This window comes from Evansella vedderi (assembly GCF_030813435.1).
GTDB lineage: Bacteria > Bacillota > Bacilli > Bacillales > Salisediminibacteriaceae > Evansella > Evansella vedderi.
Map to the genome: position 1 here is coordinate 239,646 of NZ_JAUSUG010000004.1, position 16,258 is coordinate 255,903.

Genomic DNA, 16,258 nt, shown 5'->3' on the forward strand with positions numbered 1-16,258 from the left:
CTCTATTAAAAAGTTCTATGAGCCGCTTCCTACCTTTGTTCATCCTTTTATATAAACTTGAAAGCGAGGTAATCACTAAGTATGAAAGGTTATTATAAAAGAAGGAATTGTGAGTGTGATGACCCTAAAAAATGTTCATGTGGAAAATCATGGACATTCTGGGTAGACGTTGGGCCTGACCCAAAAACTGGTGAAAGAAGACAAATTTCTAAGGGTGGTTTTAAAACAAAGAAAGATGCAGAAGATGCTGTCGCCGCGTTAATAACTGATGTGAAACAAGGTACTTTTATCAAGGAATCAAAGATTCTATTTAAGGATTTTGCTGAGCAATGGTTACCTATGTACATTGACAGAACTTGTCCTAAACCAGGAACCGTTCGGCTTCGTAAATATGGAATAAAAAAATTGCTCCCCTACCTTGCTCACATTAAGCTAAAAAATGTTTCAGAAGAAATGTTCCAAGAAGCATTAGATGATTTAAAGGCTAATAATTTGGCTAAAAGTACACTGGAAGGCATCCTAGTAACAGGTAAAATGATTTTTGATATGGCCGCACACAAGAAATTGATTAGAGAAGACCCAACAAAGAAGGCCTATGTAAAAAAGGATTCTAAAGTAATCGAAGAAACAGATGAGGATGATAAGAAAAAGGAAGATAAGGATGATAAGAATAAGCAGGATGAGGAGCTCCCAAAATACTTTGAAAAAGAAGAACTCAAAGTCTTTTTGAATGCTGCTAAGAAATATGGTCTGTTTATGGATGAGTTGATCTACACTCTGTTAGCTTATACAGGGATGCGGGTAGGTGAATTAGTAGTACTTAAATGGAAAGATATTGATTTTACTAAGCGAACTATCCGCATTAACAAAACGTATTATAACGAATTTAACAATATCGCCAAATACCAATTAGTACTACCTAAGACAGAGAAATCCAAACGAAAAATCGTGGTATCAAACCTTGTTATTGAGATGCTAAAGAAACATAAAGAAGAACAAGAAAAAATCATTGCTAGATTAGGAGATTCATACAATAATAAAGGGTTTATTTTTACAAATGTTAAAAGCCATCCAGGCCTGCCTATCTTAACAAAGTTAGTGGATAATAGGATGACAAGATTACTTAAATTAGCCAAGTTAAATACCAAACTTTCTCCTCACAGCATGCGTCATACACACACTTCACTACTTGCGGCAGCTGGAGTAGAGCTCGAGGACATTAAAGATCGCTTAGGTCATTTTGATAGTAAAATAACCCGGAAGATATATCTTCATATAACAGATCCTGTGAAGAAAGAAGCATCTGACAAATTTGATAACTTCATGGAAAGCGCTTAGTCTTCAGTCGTGATAGAAGCCAAAATATACATACTAAACTATGCATATTTTGGCTTCTTTGAAATTAAGGATGTTGTACTAAAGCACCCGTTACTTAAATACCACGATCAATCCTATAATTCCTAACAGTCTGCTTATACCTGCCCACAAAAAAATCAATTACCCCCATAAACTTTTGTTTTGGGTTCCGCTCTTACTCGTGGTAAAGCGGAAGGCAATAACACAATAAACTTACATTTTAAATTTAATAGACAGTCAAATTAACAAAGAAAATCACTTGATTTTTCCATCCTTTAAAAGAATGATATCCTTTGCTCTCATGGCTATATCATTATCATGGGTAACAATAACAAGTGTTGTCCCATCAAAATAATAAATAGATTCAAGTAATTCAATGATCTTTGTACTATTTTCAGAATCTAAATTACCAGTTGGTTCATCTGCTAAAATTATTTTAGGTTCTGTTACTAATGCCCTGGCAATTGCAGCACGTTGCTGGTCTCCACTAGATAGTCTTGATGGTAAGTAATCTATTCTGTTTTTCAGACCGATTCGTATTATTGTTTCTTCCGCCCTTTTACAGATATCAGACTTAGAAAAGAATTTAAGTAATGGTAACATAACATTCTCAAGGGCTGTGGCTGATGGAATCAGTTGAAATTGTTGAAATATATAACCGATGTGTTCAAAACGTAAATTAGCTAGTTATTTTTCTTTCACGCTGATAAGCTTAAAACAAGTACTTCAATAATTAAAATACCTAAAAATTTATTTCTAGACCATCCAATGGATCTCAACATAGAAAACTCTTAATAAGCTATGGTTAGTAACGGTAAGGCAAAATATGGAGCTAAGAGATAATAAATAGATAAAAAGCAGTTGATTTGTGGTACTGATCTGTTCTTCAATTTCCCAGCTTAAAAGAAAAATTCGGTGATGCCTATTATGATCAGGCTTATGTATTCACAAATATAAATAGACATCCGGGCTACCCGATCCTCACAAAGTTTGTTTTAAGTAGAATTGATAGACTATCCAAGTTTTTTAAATCAGACTTTAGAATATGTAATCATCTTCTTCGTCATACTCATACATCACTTCTTGCTGAAGCAGGAGTTGAATTAGAAGAAATTATGGATCGATTAGGGCATTTCGATGACGAAACAACCAGAAAAGTTTATCTTCATGTAACATCAACAATGAGACGAGAGGCTTCTGATAAATTCGGACAATTAATGAGGGGACTACTGTAAAAAAATATTGAAAGCAAAATTGAATTCATTTTGCTTTCAATAGCTAAAATAACATTTAACAGGACTTTGGCGTACTCGGTGTCATTCTAATTCTCTTCATAACAATATAGATTATAGAAATGACTATCCAGGGTAACGGAGTGGATATCAGATGACTCTAAATAAGTAGACGCAAAATCAGAGATTTTGATTCCAATTCCATGAGGATATATCTTTCGGTTAACACGTAAACCACCGATAAGATGAAATCTTATTTGGAAACAGTGATAACTAACTCATATACCTGCTCTTCATCTGAAGCTGGATAAGAATTGATTAACTCAATCGCAAGATCATTTTTACTTTTGAAAGGGATGCCTTCCTTCTCGAAAAACTCTTTACGAAAGTAGCAACGGAAAACCCAAGTAAAGGAAAGATTTTGAACGACAATATAAGCTGTAAACAACACATTGAGACCATACGGCCTTTCCATCGGAATGGAAAAAGTGGTTATCCAGCCCTTTTTTGGTGGAACGCCCCTTCTTACATTGGGAAACATCAATGATGAAAATGTGATTGGCCTTGTATCACTTGTACTGGTTCGATTTTTCCTTATGTGATTCATAATAAACTGAATCCGTTTGTTGGTCACATAGTTCGGGCACCACGGTGAATCGTAAGAAAACGAGTCATACAACTAAGATCTCTTTTTTCATTAGTGGATCGACGAATTTGAAAAACGTTGATTCTTCCATCGGTCAAAATAATTCCATTAACAAATGTAAAAATGTGATTCATTTGCGGCTTTGAAAGACAAAGTTTCAACGTTAAAATGAAGTTGACGATCGGTGAATAGAAGGTTACCATGATATTGGACATTCTCCTTTTAAATGGAATTTGGCGTGGTAACTAAAATTTCACCAAAAAGGTAAGAATGTCCTATTTTATTTTTCTGAAGCGACAAAGGTTCTATTAAAGCCTAAATTATAGACGTAATTCGATATGATATGTTTTTTGCAAGAGTCTAGTATAGTAATTTAAATTTTTGAAAATAGGATCAAAAAATATAACAAATTTAAAATTAATAAACAAGCATAATCTTACTCTACTTTTAAGCGTGGAGAATAAAATGATATTACTATTAAAAATAGCAAGAATAAAGCATTATGCAAAGCTTCTTTACTGCATTTTTATATCATCAGTTATTCATCTAAAAGAAGCTGTCCATAATGGAGAACCTTCCTATTTTGATTATTTATTTACTACATTCGTTGGATTATCTTCTAGGAACAGTTTTACATTTTCTACTGCTGTATTAAACAGCCTTAGCCTTGCTTCCTTGGTAGCCCAAGAAATATGAGGAGTTATTATACAATTTTTAGCAGTAAGTAAAGGGTTATTTTTCTTAATAGGTTCAGTGGATACTACGTCTAAGCCTGCCCCGCCAACTTTTCCATTATTTAGTGCTTCGGCAAGGTCCACTTCATTAATTAATGGCCCTCTCGAGTTATTAAGGATGATAACTCCATCTTTCATTCTTTTGATTGATTCTTTATTAATAAGTTCTCTATTTTCCTCCGTTAAGGGACAATGGAGAGAAATGACATCAGAACTAGCATAAAGTTCATCCAAATCAGCATATTTCATACTTTCACTTTCCAGCCCTTCATCCTTGTAATGATCAAATGCTAAGACTTTCATTCCTAAAGCTTGAGCAATTCGTCCAGTTGCTTGACCAATACGACCATAGCCAACGATTCCCATTGTTTTACCTGAAAGCTCAATTAATGGATAATTCCAAAAACACCAATCGGCATTATTGGTCCAATCCCCTCGCTTTACTGCTTCACTGTGACTTCCCACATGATGGCAGATTTCAAGGAGTAGTGCAATAGCCATCTGGGATACGGTATCTGTACCATATGAAGGAATATTAGTAACAACAATATTATGTTCTTTTGCAGCTTTCACATCCACAACATCAAATCCAGTGGAGAGCATTCCAATATATTTCAGCTTTGGAAGCTCATTTATAGCCTCTTCCGGAATTGGTGTTTTATTAGTAAGGATAATATCAACATCCTTAGCACGTTCGATTACTAATGCTACTTCGTCCAATGAATAAGTAGTGCGGTCATAAACAGTTACATCTACTAATTCTTTTAATGGTGACCAATCTAAATCACCAGGGTTTAATGTATATCCGTCTAATACAACTGCTTTCAACATTCTCATCCTCCCTTTTATTCCAATAAATAATCATGTAAATCTCAAGGATTACTTTATCTATATTAGTAGCCTTCTAAACTTCTTACCAAGTTAAGAAATGTCGATACCAATTTTCAACAGCTTAATTAGTTCCTCTACTTTTTCTTCTGTAAGTATCTTCGTATTTTCTATAGCATAATCTAAATCACATGGTCCTTTTACAATGGAGAACGCAGCATGAAGACCTATTGATTTAATTTCCCCTCCGTTCAAGGTACTTCCTCCACATAAGGCAATGACTGGCACATTTGACTTATTAGCTATTTTACATACACCTGCTATGACTTTACCCGATAGCGTCTGGGTATCCAGTTTCCCTTCACCTGTGATTAATAGATCCGTATTTTCCAACTTCTTTTTAAAATTAACTGCATCTAAAACGATGTCTATTCCTGATTTCATCTTCCCATTGAAAAAAACCAACAGTGCTGCCCCCATTCCACCTGCTGCACCAGCACCTGGAACATCCATTATATTCATCTTTTTTTGTTTCAAAATGATGTTAGCATAATTTTTTAGTGCATTATCTAACTGCTCAACCATTTCTGACGTTGCTCCTTTTTGTGGTCCAAAAACTGTAGATGCTCCATCGGGACCACAGAGGGGGTTCTTGACATCACTCGCAATAACAAACTCTGCTTCCTTTAATTTTGGATGCATATTTTCTTCTTCAAAATAGGCCAACCGAGATAGATTTGCTCCACCACGTTCTAACCTTATACCTTCTTGATCAAAAAATTTTACTCCTAATGCTTCGAGCATTCCTGCTCCACCATCATTAGTAGCACTACCACCAATACCTATTATGAACTTTTTATATCCCCTTTCAAGGGCATCTTCAATAAGTTCTCCAGTTCCATAGCTAGATGTTTTCATTGGATTCCTTTGTTCCTTGGTTAATAGGGGTAACCCAGATGCTTGTGCCATTTCTATGACAACTGTCTCACCATCTCCTAGGATACCGTAGTTGGCTTTTACCTTGATCATTAAAGGGTTATTAACATTTACCTCGATGATTTTCCCACCTGTGGAGTAAACTAAATTCTCCATTGTTCCTTCTCCACCATCTGCAAGTGGTACCTTTAGGATTTCCACATCAGGAATAATATTTTTTACTCCCTTACTAATCGCTTCACATAAAAGAGGGGCAGATAGTGAACCCTTAAACGAATCTGGCGCAATAACAATCTTCATACTTTAACACCCACTTTTAGGACTTATTCAAATAAATCACTAACTGGTTCTTCATTATGTATCCTAGCTATTGCTCTTGATATTAATGGCGCTATTGAGATCGTTTTTATCTTATCTATATTTTTGCCTTCTGGTAATCTAATGGAGTTAGTTGTTACCAGCTCTTTAATTTTAGAATTCTCTATACGGCTAATCGCAGGCCCAGATAATACTGGGTGGGTACAACATGCATATACTTCCAAAGCCCCATTCTCTATTAGAGCATTTGCCGCTAGTGTAATTGTCCCCGCTGTGTCAATCATATCATCAACAATAATTACACTTTTACCTTTTACATTTCCCACAATATTCATTACTTCTACTACATTAGGTTTTGGGCGCCTTTTATCTATCAACGCAATAGGTGAATCTAGTTTATTAGCCATTTTTCTGGCTCTTACAACACCACCATTATCTGGTGCGACAACAACTGAATCTCTTAGTTTTTTTTCTTTGAAATATTTTGATAAAATTGGGACACCAACCAATTGATCAACAGGGATATCGAAGAATCCTTGAATTTGGGGGGCATGTAGATCTAATGTTAATATTCTTGATGCCCCTGCCACTTCTAACAAATTTGCAATTAGTTTAGCAGTGATTGGTTCCCTTGATCTAGCTTTTCTATCTTGTCTAGCGTAACCGTAATAAGGAATTACTACATTTATTGATTTTGCTGAAGCTCTTTTCAAGGCATCAATCATTGTCAGCAATTCCATAATATGTTCATTGCAAGGTTGAGAGGTAGTTTGAATAAGAAATATTTCACACCCTCTAACACTCTCATCAACATTAATTAATATTTCTCCATCACTAAATCTACTTACAGAACTTTTTCCCATCTCGATACCGAGGTGTTGAACAATTTCCTCGGCCAGTTCAGGATTAGAATTTAGTGTAAATACTTTCAGGTTTTGTTTGAATTTCAGTGTTTCTATCAAAATTACCTCCAAATAAGTTAAACTACATGTTTTCTTTCATTTATACTGCCTAAGTATTAGCTCTTTTAAAAAAGTCTTTTAATGACGGGTATAGTTCACAGTAAAGATTATAAAGCTCGTTATATTTTTGAACCTTTTCAGGTTGAGGTTCGATAATATCACTCGTCATATTTTTCATCTGATTTTGAGCATGTTCAAAAGATGTATAATAAGAAACTGCTACACTTGCAATTAAACATGCACCATAAACACCGGTTTCTGGAATTGTCTTAATTTCAATAGTTTTATTTAGTATGTTAGCCTTGATTTCTGCCCAAGTCTTATTTTTGGAACCGCCACCTATGGATTGAAACCTTTGAAAACTAAGACCATACTCGGAACGGATAATCTCATATATTTGTCGTAAACCAAGGGAACATCCCTCTAAAATGCTTCTAAACATGTCTTCTTTTGTTGTATTTAGATGGAGTCCTAAGAAAACTCCTCTAGCATCAGGATCCCAAATAGGAGAACGTTCTCCTTGCATGTATGGTAAAAAGAATAATCCATTTGATCCAATAGGAGATTTTTTAGCAAAATCCTCAAGCATGTCTTTCCCAACATTCTCTTTAAGAAATGTTTTATAGTACCAATTAATAGCGGCTCCTGGCGTAGACATTGCACCATGGGAAAGCCAACGATTTTTGATTATATGGCAACGGTTTAAAAAGCGAATATCCATATGGTTGGGATTTTCCGTACATACGGTTAATACATTAGAGGTCCCAACAGATTCAAATACTTGATTTGACTCTATTCCTAAAGCCAAAGTAGAACAAGCAGTATCTGCTGCTCCTGCAACCACTGGTATTCCATTAATAGAACAACCACAGATAGTTTCACCGATTATTTTAAGTGGATCTACTACTCTAGGAAGAATTGCCTGGTCAATACCTATCTTTCCGCATAATGATTCCGACCAAGAATAATTTACTAAGTCAAAAATCCCTGAAAATGATGCATGCGTCCAGTCCATTACAGCTTTACCCGTAAGCTTATTTAAGATAAAGGTAGATAAATTCCCCCACTTGTGTGCTCGTGCATATTGATCTTGAGAATTTACCTTGGTCCATAATAAAGTTGTTACTGAAAACATTCCTGGCTCTAATCTGTTTTTAGTAATACTCTTATATTCTTCATATCCAATTTCATTCTTTATCCATTCAGTTTCTTTGTTACTCCTCTGATCCAAATACATTATCCCATTTCCTAAAGCGTTTCCTTTTTTATCAATCAATACAGACGCATTACAAAAGGTAGATAACGAAATTGCATCAACAAAGCCGTTTTTCCTTACTTTCTGGATTACCTCTATTAATAAGTTCTTAGTTTTCTCCCAGACCTCATTAACATTGATTTCCACATAACCCCTTTGGGGGTAAAGAAGGGTATATGGACTATAACTGACATACTCCAATACACCTTCTTTATTCATTGCTCCAATTTTTATTCCACTTGTGCCAATATCTATACCAATAACATGGGACATATAATCACCTTATACTTTTAGTGGTTGATTTAATAGTTCCTTATATAATTCATTTGCTTCATTTACAGTACCATTTTCATGAATAATATGTTTAAATGCCTTAACAATTGCAGTTGGATTACTGTTATTCCATACTATACGACCGAATGTAATACCTGTCCCTCCAGCATCAATAACATCATAAACCATCTGGAAGTAGTCTTCGATGTTGCTACCAATATCTCCTCCTGCCACTACGACTTTTCCTGGAGTAGAAGATACTACTTTATGGAATGATTCTGGGTCACCAGTATACTTTGTTTTTACAATATCTACTCCTACTTCTGCACCTAGTCTTACTGCATATGCTGTGTGCTCCCAATTACCTTTATCTTCTTTCGGAATTTGGTTCCCTCTTGGATAGATATGAGCAATTACGGGTATTCCAAGAGATTGTGCTTCTCCTGCCATTAAACCAAGGTTTCTTAGCTGTTCTGGTTGATCATCTCCGCCAACAATACACCCAATGGAAACTGCATCTGCCCCCAAACCTACAGCTTCATTTACATTAGTAACTATTGTATCGTAATTTGGCTGCCAAGGTGAAAAAGTTGAACACTTCAAGATAAAGCCAGCTTTCCCAGCATGATTACGGAAACACATATCTGCAATACCTTTATGCATAGTAATAGCATCAGGACCTCCAGCAACTATTTCACTTACTTTTCTCTCAATAGGCATCAATTCTTCAAAAATACCTCTTGCCATAGCTTGATCCACTGCAACTGCTAACAATTTACCATCTTTCTGATTCAATAAACGATTCATTCTAATTTCTTTTCCTAGTAATGACACAATAATCATCTCCTATATTTATTATTTTTCTTATCAATTAATCTATTAAACTGTATTAAACAGTTATAATTGATTTCATTCCTTCACCATTTCTCACATTTGCTATTGCTTCTTCAATAGACTCAAGGGTGTACCCTCGAGAACTAAGTATTTCCGTATTGATAAGACCAGCTTCAATTAATGAAAGAGAGGCATGGTAATCAGCACGAGTTAATGCAGATGTACCATTAACATTGATTTCATTATAATGAATTAAGTTTGGATCAATTTCAGTCATTTCACCTTTTGTAAAGCCAGCAAACAAGTTGAGAGTTCCACCTTTCTTTAATAAATTTGCACTACTATTTACTAAAGAAGGAACCCCAATTGCCATAATAACTACATCAGCGCCTATTTGTTGAGTCACATTCATAACAATTTCCTGTAGAGATTCTGTCATAGGATTAACTGTTAAATCTGCACCAGCTTCCAAGGCTTTTGCTCTTCTGTGGTCAATCGGTTCGCTTAAAATAACTTGTTTAGCACCAGCAATCTTTGCCAGTTGTACATGCATTAAACCAATTGGCCCACCTCCTATAACAACTACAGTATCATTCATTTTGACATTTGCCTTTTTTTGTCCATTTAAGCAACAGGCTAATGGTTCAGTAATAACAGCTTGCTCAAAGGTTACATGATCTGGAATTTTGACTAAATTACCCGATTCGACTGCAGTCCTAGGAATTCTAATATATTCAGCAAATCCGCCATCAAATTCATACCCTATAGCAGTTCTATTGGCACATACATTTTCCATTCCATTTAAGCAATAATGACATTTCTTACATGAAATTACCGGCATTACTCCAACTCTATCATTTAACAAGAAACCTTCTACCTTCTCTCCTACTTCAACAATAGTACCAACTGTTTCATGTCCAATTATTGAAGGTGTCCGAACCCCTTTTGTCTTTTTCCCCTCAAAAATCCTTACATCTGTTCCACATACAGCACTGACATTTACTTTTACAAGTACTTCATATTCATTAATTAGTGGCTTAGATACTTCTTCTAAAGCCATTTGATTTGGACCTCGAAAAACTGCTGCTTTCACATATCTCACCTCTACTCATTTTTTTGTTTATCATTCTCAGTAAAATGTGGTGGTAATTTCCTTCATTATAACATAAAAAAATATGAAAATAATCTTCATATTTAATTTTTTTAATTATTTTAAAATCCAAACCAATTTAAAGGTACTGTGATCAGTTGTGGTACGAATACAAAAATTAATAATATCCCTAGTGTTACTAAAATTAGAGGTATAACGCCCTTTGTAACTTCTTCAATTTTTAATTTTGTAATATTACACACAGCATATAAACAAACACCTATAGGTGGTGTAATTAATCCAAATGACAACAATAACACCATAAAGATAACGAAGAATACGGGATCAATTCCTACTAATAGAACAGTAGGCATTAATATTGGAACTAATATAAATATTGCTGCAGTAGCATCCATAAACATTCCTACAACAATTAGAAAAACAAATAGAATTAATAATATTATTATTGGTGATTCACTAATTCCACTTATTGAGGTGGCAATCCTTGTTGGTAATCCATCATACTCAAATATCCAACTTGCTGGTTTTGCCGTTACAGCAATAAATAGAATGGTTCCAGTTAAGCTAGCAGTGCGAAAGAAAATACTCGGAAGTTGCTTAAATCTAAGACCCTTATATACAAAAATAGAAATCAATAATGTATACAAAACTGCTATTGCAGCAGCTTCAGTAGGTGTAAAAAATCCACTTAGAATACCTCCAAGTAAAATAACCGGTGCCATTAAGGCTGGGAATGCCTTTAAAAATTCTTTACCCAGTGTTCCCACTTGGAACTTTTGATGAATTCCTATATTATTTTTTTTGCAATAAAAATAATTGTAAAACATTAAAAACAAAGCAACAATTAGTCCAGGTACTAGTCCTCCAACCAATGCAGCACTAATCGAAACACCAGCAATAGATGCTGCAATTACCATTAATATACTTGGTGGTATGATTGTTGCTAGCATAGATGATACTAATGTTAAGGAAGCTGCGTATTGTAAAGGATAGTTGTTTCTTGTCATTGCATTAATTGTTATTCTACCAGTACTAGCAATATCCGCAACAGACGAACCTGCCATTCCCGAAAATATTAAACTAGCTAATATATTTACATGCCCCAAACCACCCGTTAACCAACCTACTAAACTCCTGGCAAACGCAAAAATTCTTTCGGCTATTTTTCCCTCATCCATTATAATACCAGCTAAAATAAATAGAGGTACAGCTACCATTATAAAGCTATTCATTGAACTATACATGGACTGTATAACAATACTAAACGGCACTTCTGTAAACAACAAAATTGTTAAAACTACTGAAATACCTAAAGATATAGCTATAGGCATTCCAACTAGCATTAGGACAAAGAACATAATTAATAGGAATATTGACATTGAATCAGCCCCTAAAGTAAATCTCTATCGTATATTAAAGATTGGAATAAATTTAACATCCCTACAATTGCTGAAACTGGTATACTTAACCCAATTAACCACATTGGAAAAGACAAAACAGTACTTGTCTCATTCATATTTGCTTGCTGCTGTATCAATCCTACACCAGCCACCAACATATATGTAAAGAAGAGAAGAGTACCTAATGTGTATATATAGAGAGAGAAGTTCTTAAAAAGTTTTGGAAAGTACTTTAAAAAAACTGTGACTCTGGCAGATTCTGCTTTTCTAAACCCAATGCCAATCCCCAAAAAAATCATCCATATGAAGATATAACGAGTCAATTCTTCCGTCCAAGGAGCCGGTTGCCCTATTAATCTACCAGTTATTTGCCATATTACAACAATAAAAATACCAATAACCGTCAAGGTTGCTAATGTATCGGATATCTTATTGATAATATTAAATAACACTCTAACTCTACTACTAAACTCACCCCTCACCATCTTCAAAACTCCTTTTAATTTAATGTAATAACTACCTCCGGAAGTTACCGGCCTGCAACCGTTTTCATTCCGGAGGTATTTAATGTAGTTCTATTACTGTTTATTCACTTTTTCCAACAAACTCGAGTACCTCTGCAAAGAATTCATCGTTTTTAATTAGCTCTTTAAATTTAGGATAGGCTTCCATGGATACTTCAACAAACAATTGCTGTTGTTCTGGAGTTAATTCGTTAACTTCCATTCCTTCTGATACAAGTGTATCGACTGTTGTTTGAAATTGGCCTTGGTCATAATCCCATTTCCAGCTTTGAAGTTCTTTTGTTGCATCAAGTAATATTTGCTGCTGTTCAGAGGAAAGGCTATTAAACTTATCATCGTTAATACCAACAATCCAACCATCAGCCATATGGTTTGAGATTGTTAAATAATCATTAACTTCGTAAAACTTAGTTGCTAAAGCTACATCTACAGGGTTTTCCTGTCCATCTATTGTTCCGAGCTGCATCGCGTTATAAACTTCACCGAAATCCATTGGTGTTGTAACTGCACCAGTTCCCTTAAAGAACTCTACCCATAAAGGATTATTAGGAACTCTTAACCTTAACCCTCTTAAATCCTCTGGTTCATAAATCGGATTTCTGGAATTAGTAATCTGTCTAAAATCACGAGTCCAATACCCTAGACCTTTAATTCCTAAATCTGAAATACTCTCAATTAACTTATCTCCAGGTTCACCATTTAAAAAGGAAAAAAATTGATCACTGTCATCAAATAGGTACGGAATACTAATTGCACTAAACTCCGGTTTAAAGTTCGCATAAAGAGAGGTTGATAAAACTAACATATCTATACTGCCTTCACCTAATTGTCTAATACCTGCGGAGGGGTCAGCCCCGTATAAAGTACCATTAGCATGTACGTTTATTTGAATAGTTCCACCACTTTTTTCACTTACTACCTCTGCAAATTCTTTTGCGGCAACAGTTATTGATGAGGAATCTGGGTCAGGTGTTGATAGATTGAAAGTAACCTTAGAATCTCCATTATCAGAATCCCCTGTGCCATCACCACCACTTTCAGCGTCACCACATGCTACTAAGACTACGAATAGACAAACAAATAAACCGGTTGTAAGAAACTTCTTCACATTATTTCCCCCTTTGAATGTTTGAAAGCGTTTTCCGAATGCTTCAAAAAAATCAGTCTCCCTCGGAAAGTTTTTTGAATTTTCGGTGTTGATGTAATCTTATCACATGGTGGTAATTTCCTTCAATATTTTTTTAAAAAAAATGAAAAAATAATTCTTTATAACTTTTTTCCTACCGTAGACCTTTTTGTTTTTTCTAAAACCTCTGTGAAATATTCATGTCTTTGGTTAGTAATGGCTGCAACTAAAATATCTATAGTAGTTAACTGAGCTATTCTAGAAACGGCATCTGTTCTATACAAAGTTTCTTTTGCTGCAGTATGTAATATAATATCGGAGATTTTTGTCATTGGAGATTTAGATGCATTTGTAATACAAATTAAGGTAGCACCTGTTTCCTTTGCTAATTTCATTGCATTTAGAACATCCCTATTGGAACCAGTATGAGAAATTCCTAATACAACATCGCCTTTGTTCAGTAAACTAGCTGACATAGTTTGTAGTATTGAATCACTATATGTAATTACCTTTACACCTAACTTCAATAGCTTATGTTGCGCATCTTTTGTTACAACACCCGAAGCACCTGTTCCATATATTTCAATTAAATTTGCATTGAGCAAAGCGTTTACTGCTTTCTCTAGTTCTTCTTCTTTTAATACTTCTAATGAATCATAAAGGACTTGAATATTTGATTGAAATATTTTTTGTTTAATTGTAGTAATGTTATCTTCCTTTTCAATATCATCATTACTTATTACCTTTTCGGGTGTCATTACCTCTTTAGCTAAATGTATTTTTAAATCCTGAAACCCTTTATAACCTAGTCTTTTACATAGTCTGACCACAGACGATTCACTAGTATTACTTCTTTCAGCAACTTCTGTTATTGAGAGATGAATAATTTCTTCTCTATTTTCCTTAATAAATTCTACAATTTTTAGTTCCGAGGCTCTTAACTTTGCCATTGTTACATCAATACGAGAAAAGAACCCTGGATTATCATTAACGTTAAGTTCTCTCACTTCATTCTCCCCTTTTTAATTTATTTTCAGATAATCATATTCTATAATAATAATTCTAATAATAAAATAGAAAATATATCTATTTGGTCAGGATGAATTTATATACTATCCGTTTATTTATTACTTTAAAAATTATCCAAAAGGATTTATTGTAAATCGAAAATTAATAATAAGTCAGCTTAAATATAATCATTCCAACACACCGCTCACTGTTCCATGAGTGTTTATACTTGTTTATACTTGTTTATTTGTTTAATCATTCTTCGGTATATCCCTTTGTATCTTTATAATGGATTCCTCACCAAATAAACAAACATCTTTACGACAATAGATTAATAAAACTTTGTCTATTTCATGTAATCTAAGTAAAATTCCCATTGTTTTCAATATTTTTCATAAAAACTAATTGTAATCATTTATAGACCAAGCTATTAGTATTTCTTTGCCTTTCAAACAGCAGTATACGTAGGAAACATGCTAACCTAAACCTTTAACAATAGCTTTCAAAAGGACATACGTATCAATAGTGATGACAGGAATTTGATTATCCACCGCTTAATTTATAAGCGGAGCGAACATTTCCTTATTTATGGCTTGGACAATTATGCCATCGCCGTTTGCTGCTATCGCCATATCCAATAGCATCACTTGTTCCTCCGGATTAGAGATGCTGTCAACTTTTCATTTAGTAACTCCATTCCTTTTTACCTCCCTTAGTAAAACTGGCTCATTTAATTCCGTGGGTTTGATGAAAACTTGCGTTATCCGATTTTTGTTATCAAATTTAAACAGTGTGAAAAAACAATAATTTCAGTACAGAACGTGTCAGTTAGCCATCATTCTACAATCAAATTGTTCTAAGTTTTGTGTTTATTTCCTTTTTGTTTTTGTCTTGTATCAGCTTTAGCAATAGCATCAATAATATCTTTACCGTATTTTTCTCTTGAATAGCTCCGCCTATAATCAAACAGATTGATTTTATTGTTCTTCACACATTGAACTAAATCAGCGATTTTTTCAGCCAATTCATTAGAGAAAAAATCTCCTGTAAGCATTAGTTCAAGCTCCTTTATAATTCTGCCCGTTCTGTCCAATGGCATATCGATCATATCGATATCTTCTTCGCATACTTCCTTAGTCATTTTATCTAATTTTTTCAGTTCAACATCTACCGGTTCCGTCTCTTTTTTATGTAGTCCAACTCGAGCTCTACCTTCCTTACTAGGCTCTTCCACATATTCTTCAATTAATTTACGGGGTATTGAATCAAAACTTTTTCTAATACCCAGATTGTAGATAATTAGATTTAGCACATCAACCAACTCATCATCACTACCGAGAAGTTTACCATCCCGCAGCATTTCCCATTTCTCAGGCAAATAACCTTGTACCAACGCATAATTCACCAATTGCGGTTCTAGTTGCAGCTCCAGCTTGGGTCTAGATTGCTTATATTCATATTCCTGTTTGTAAATTTCACGTAATTGACCTTCAGAATACCCCAAACCCTTTAATATTTCTTGTTCCTCTTTTACTCTTCTACGATAGTAGGTTTCAAAATTTTCTTCCACCTTTAACACCTCTCTTCTGGTATAGGGGTCGAAACCTTAGTTTTTTATAAGAATCCTGGATTTCTATATCGTTACCAGTAACAACTTTGTATAATAGATAAAAATCCAAAAAGTTACAAAGTCAAATCTGCTATTCTTAGTTAGA

At 34.4% G+C, this 16,258-nt stretch carries 15 protein-coding genes and 1 pseudogene; 2 read left to right on the top strand and 14 right to left on the bottom strand.

Translation table 11 applies throughout. The features are described from left to right. Window positions 1-81: 81 nt before the first annotated feature. On the top strand, window positions 82-1,338 hold the full coding sequence (locus tag J2S74_RS07340) for a site-specific integrase (protein WP_307323652.1): 1,257 nt from the start codon (window positions 82-84) through the stop codon (window positions 1,336-1,338). Window positions 1,339-1,611: 273 nt separating this feature from the next. On the opposite strand, the gene J2S74_RS07345 is transcribed toward J2S74_RS07340, so the two are convergent. Then, window positions 1,612-2,019 carry an ABC transporter ATP-binding protein gene (locus J2S74_RS07345; protein WP_307323747.1) on the bottom strand — a complete coding sequence of 136 codons (408 nt, stop codon included), beginning with the start codon at window positions 2,017-2,019 and terminating at the stop codon, window positions 1,612-1,614. A gap of 281 nt (window positions 2,020-2,300) precedes the next feature. Between J2S74_RS07345 and J2S74_RS07350 the strand changes: the two are divergent. Next, a pseudogene (locus tag J2S74_RS07350) lies at window positions 2,301-2,591 on the top strand (tyrosine-type recombinase/integrase); the annotation flags it as partial. A 250-nt stretch (window positions 2,592-2,841) separates the two neighbouring features. On the opposite strand, the gene J2S74_RS07355 reads toward J2S74_RS07350, so the two are convergent. The 13 genes from J2S74_RS07355 to J2S74_RS07415 form a co-directional block, all read right to left on the bottom strand. Then, the gene (locus tag J2S74_RS07355) at window positions 2,842-3,063 is read right to left on the bottom strand and encodes a hypothetical protein (RefSeq protein ID WP_307323654.1); all 222 of its coding nucleotides are present in this window, start codon (window positions 3,061-3,063) and stop codon (window positions 2,842-2,844) included. Between the two features lie 155 nt (window positions 3,064-3,218). Continuing rightward, window positions 3,219-3,449, bottom strand: a complete 231-nt coding sequence (locus tag J2S74_RS07360) for a hypothetical protein (RefSeq protein WP_307323656.1) — start codon at window positions 3,447-3,449, stop codon at window positions 3,219-3,221. Between the two features lie 372 nt (window positions 3,450-3,821). Beyond that, window positions 3,822-4,799 (bottom strand): D-2-hydroxyacid dehydrogenase, encoded by a 978-nt coding sequence (locus J2S74_RS07365; RefSeq protein WP_370875979.1) that lies wholly within the window; start codon window positions 4,797-4,799, stop codon window positions 3,822-3,824. Window positions 4,800-4,889: 90 nt separating this feature from the next. Further along, window positions 4,890-6,032, bottom strand: a complete 1,143-nt coding sequence (locus J2S74_RS07370; RefSeq protein WP_307323659.1) for a glycerate kinase — start codon at window positions 6,030-6,032, stop codon at window positions 4,890-4,892. Between the two features lie 23 nt (window positions 6,033-6,055). Continuing rightward, the gene (locus tag J2S74_RS07375; protein ID WP_307323752.1) at window positions 6,056-7,009 is read right to left on the bottom strand and encodes a ribose-phosphate diphosphokinase; all 954 of its coding nucleotides are present in this window, start codon (window positions 7,007-7,009) and stop codon (window positions 6,056-6,058) included. Window positions 7,010-7,061: 52 nt separating this feature from the next. Beyond that, window positions 7,062-8,540, bottom strand: coding sequence for a xylulokinase (locus J2S74_RS07380; protein WP_307323661.1), 1,479 nt, complete (start codon window positions 8,538-8,540; stop codon window positions 7,062-7,064). Between the two features lie 9 nt (window positions 8,541-8,549). After that, complete coding sequence (locus J2S74_RS07385) at window positions 8,550-9,374, bottom strand: class I fructose-bisphosphate aldolase (protein ID WP_307323664.1); 825 nt, start codon at window positions 9,372-9,374, stop codon at window positions 8,550-8,552. Window positions 9,375-9,429: 55 nt separating this feature from the next. Beyond that, window positions 9,430-10,467, bottom strand: a complete 1,038-nt coding sequence (locus J2S74_RS07390) for a zinc-dependent dehydrogenase (RefSeq protein ID WP_307323667.1) — start codon at window positions 10,465-10,467, stop codon at window positions 9,430-9,432. A gap of 119 nt (window positions 10,468-10,586) precedes the next feature. Next, entirely contained in the window at window positions 10,587-11,864 is a 1,278-nt protein-coding gene (locus J2S74_RS07395; RefSeq protein WP_307323668.1) for a TRAP transporter large permease, read from the bottom strand. An 11-nt stretch (window positions 11,865-11,875) separates the two neighbouring features. Further along, window positions 11,876-12,370, bottom strand: coding sequence for a TRAP transporter small permease (locus J2S74_RS07400; protein WP_307323671.1), 495 nt, complete (start codon window positions 12,368-12,370; stop codon window positions 11,876-11,878). Window positions 12,371-12,470: 100 nt separating this feature from the next. Beyond that, on the bottom strand, window positions 12,471-13,517 hold the full coding sequence (locus tag J2S74_RS07405; protein WP_307323674.1) for a DctP family TRAP transporter solute-binding subunit: 1,047 nt from the start codon (window positions 13,515-13,517) through the stop codon (window positions 12,471-12,473). Between the two features lie 158 nt (window positions 13,518-13,675). Continuing rightward, window positions 13,676-14,542 (bottom strand): MurR/RpiR family transcriptional regulator, encoded by an 867-nt coding sequence (locus J2S74_RS07410; RefSeq protein ID WP_307323676.1) that lies wholly within the window; start codon window positions 14,540-14,542, stop codon window positions 13,676-13,678. A gap of 857 nt (window positions 14,543-15,399) precedes the next feature. Beyond that, on the bottom strand, window positions 15,400-16,113 hold the full coding sequence (locus J2S74_RS07415) for a hypothetical protein (protein WP_307323679.1): 714 nt from the start codon (window positions 16,111-16,113) through the stop codon (window positions 15,400-15,402). Window positions 16,114-16,258 lie beyond the last annotated feature (145 nt).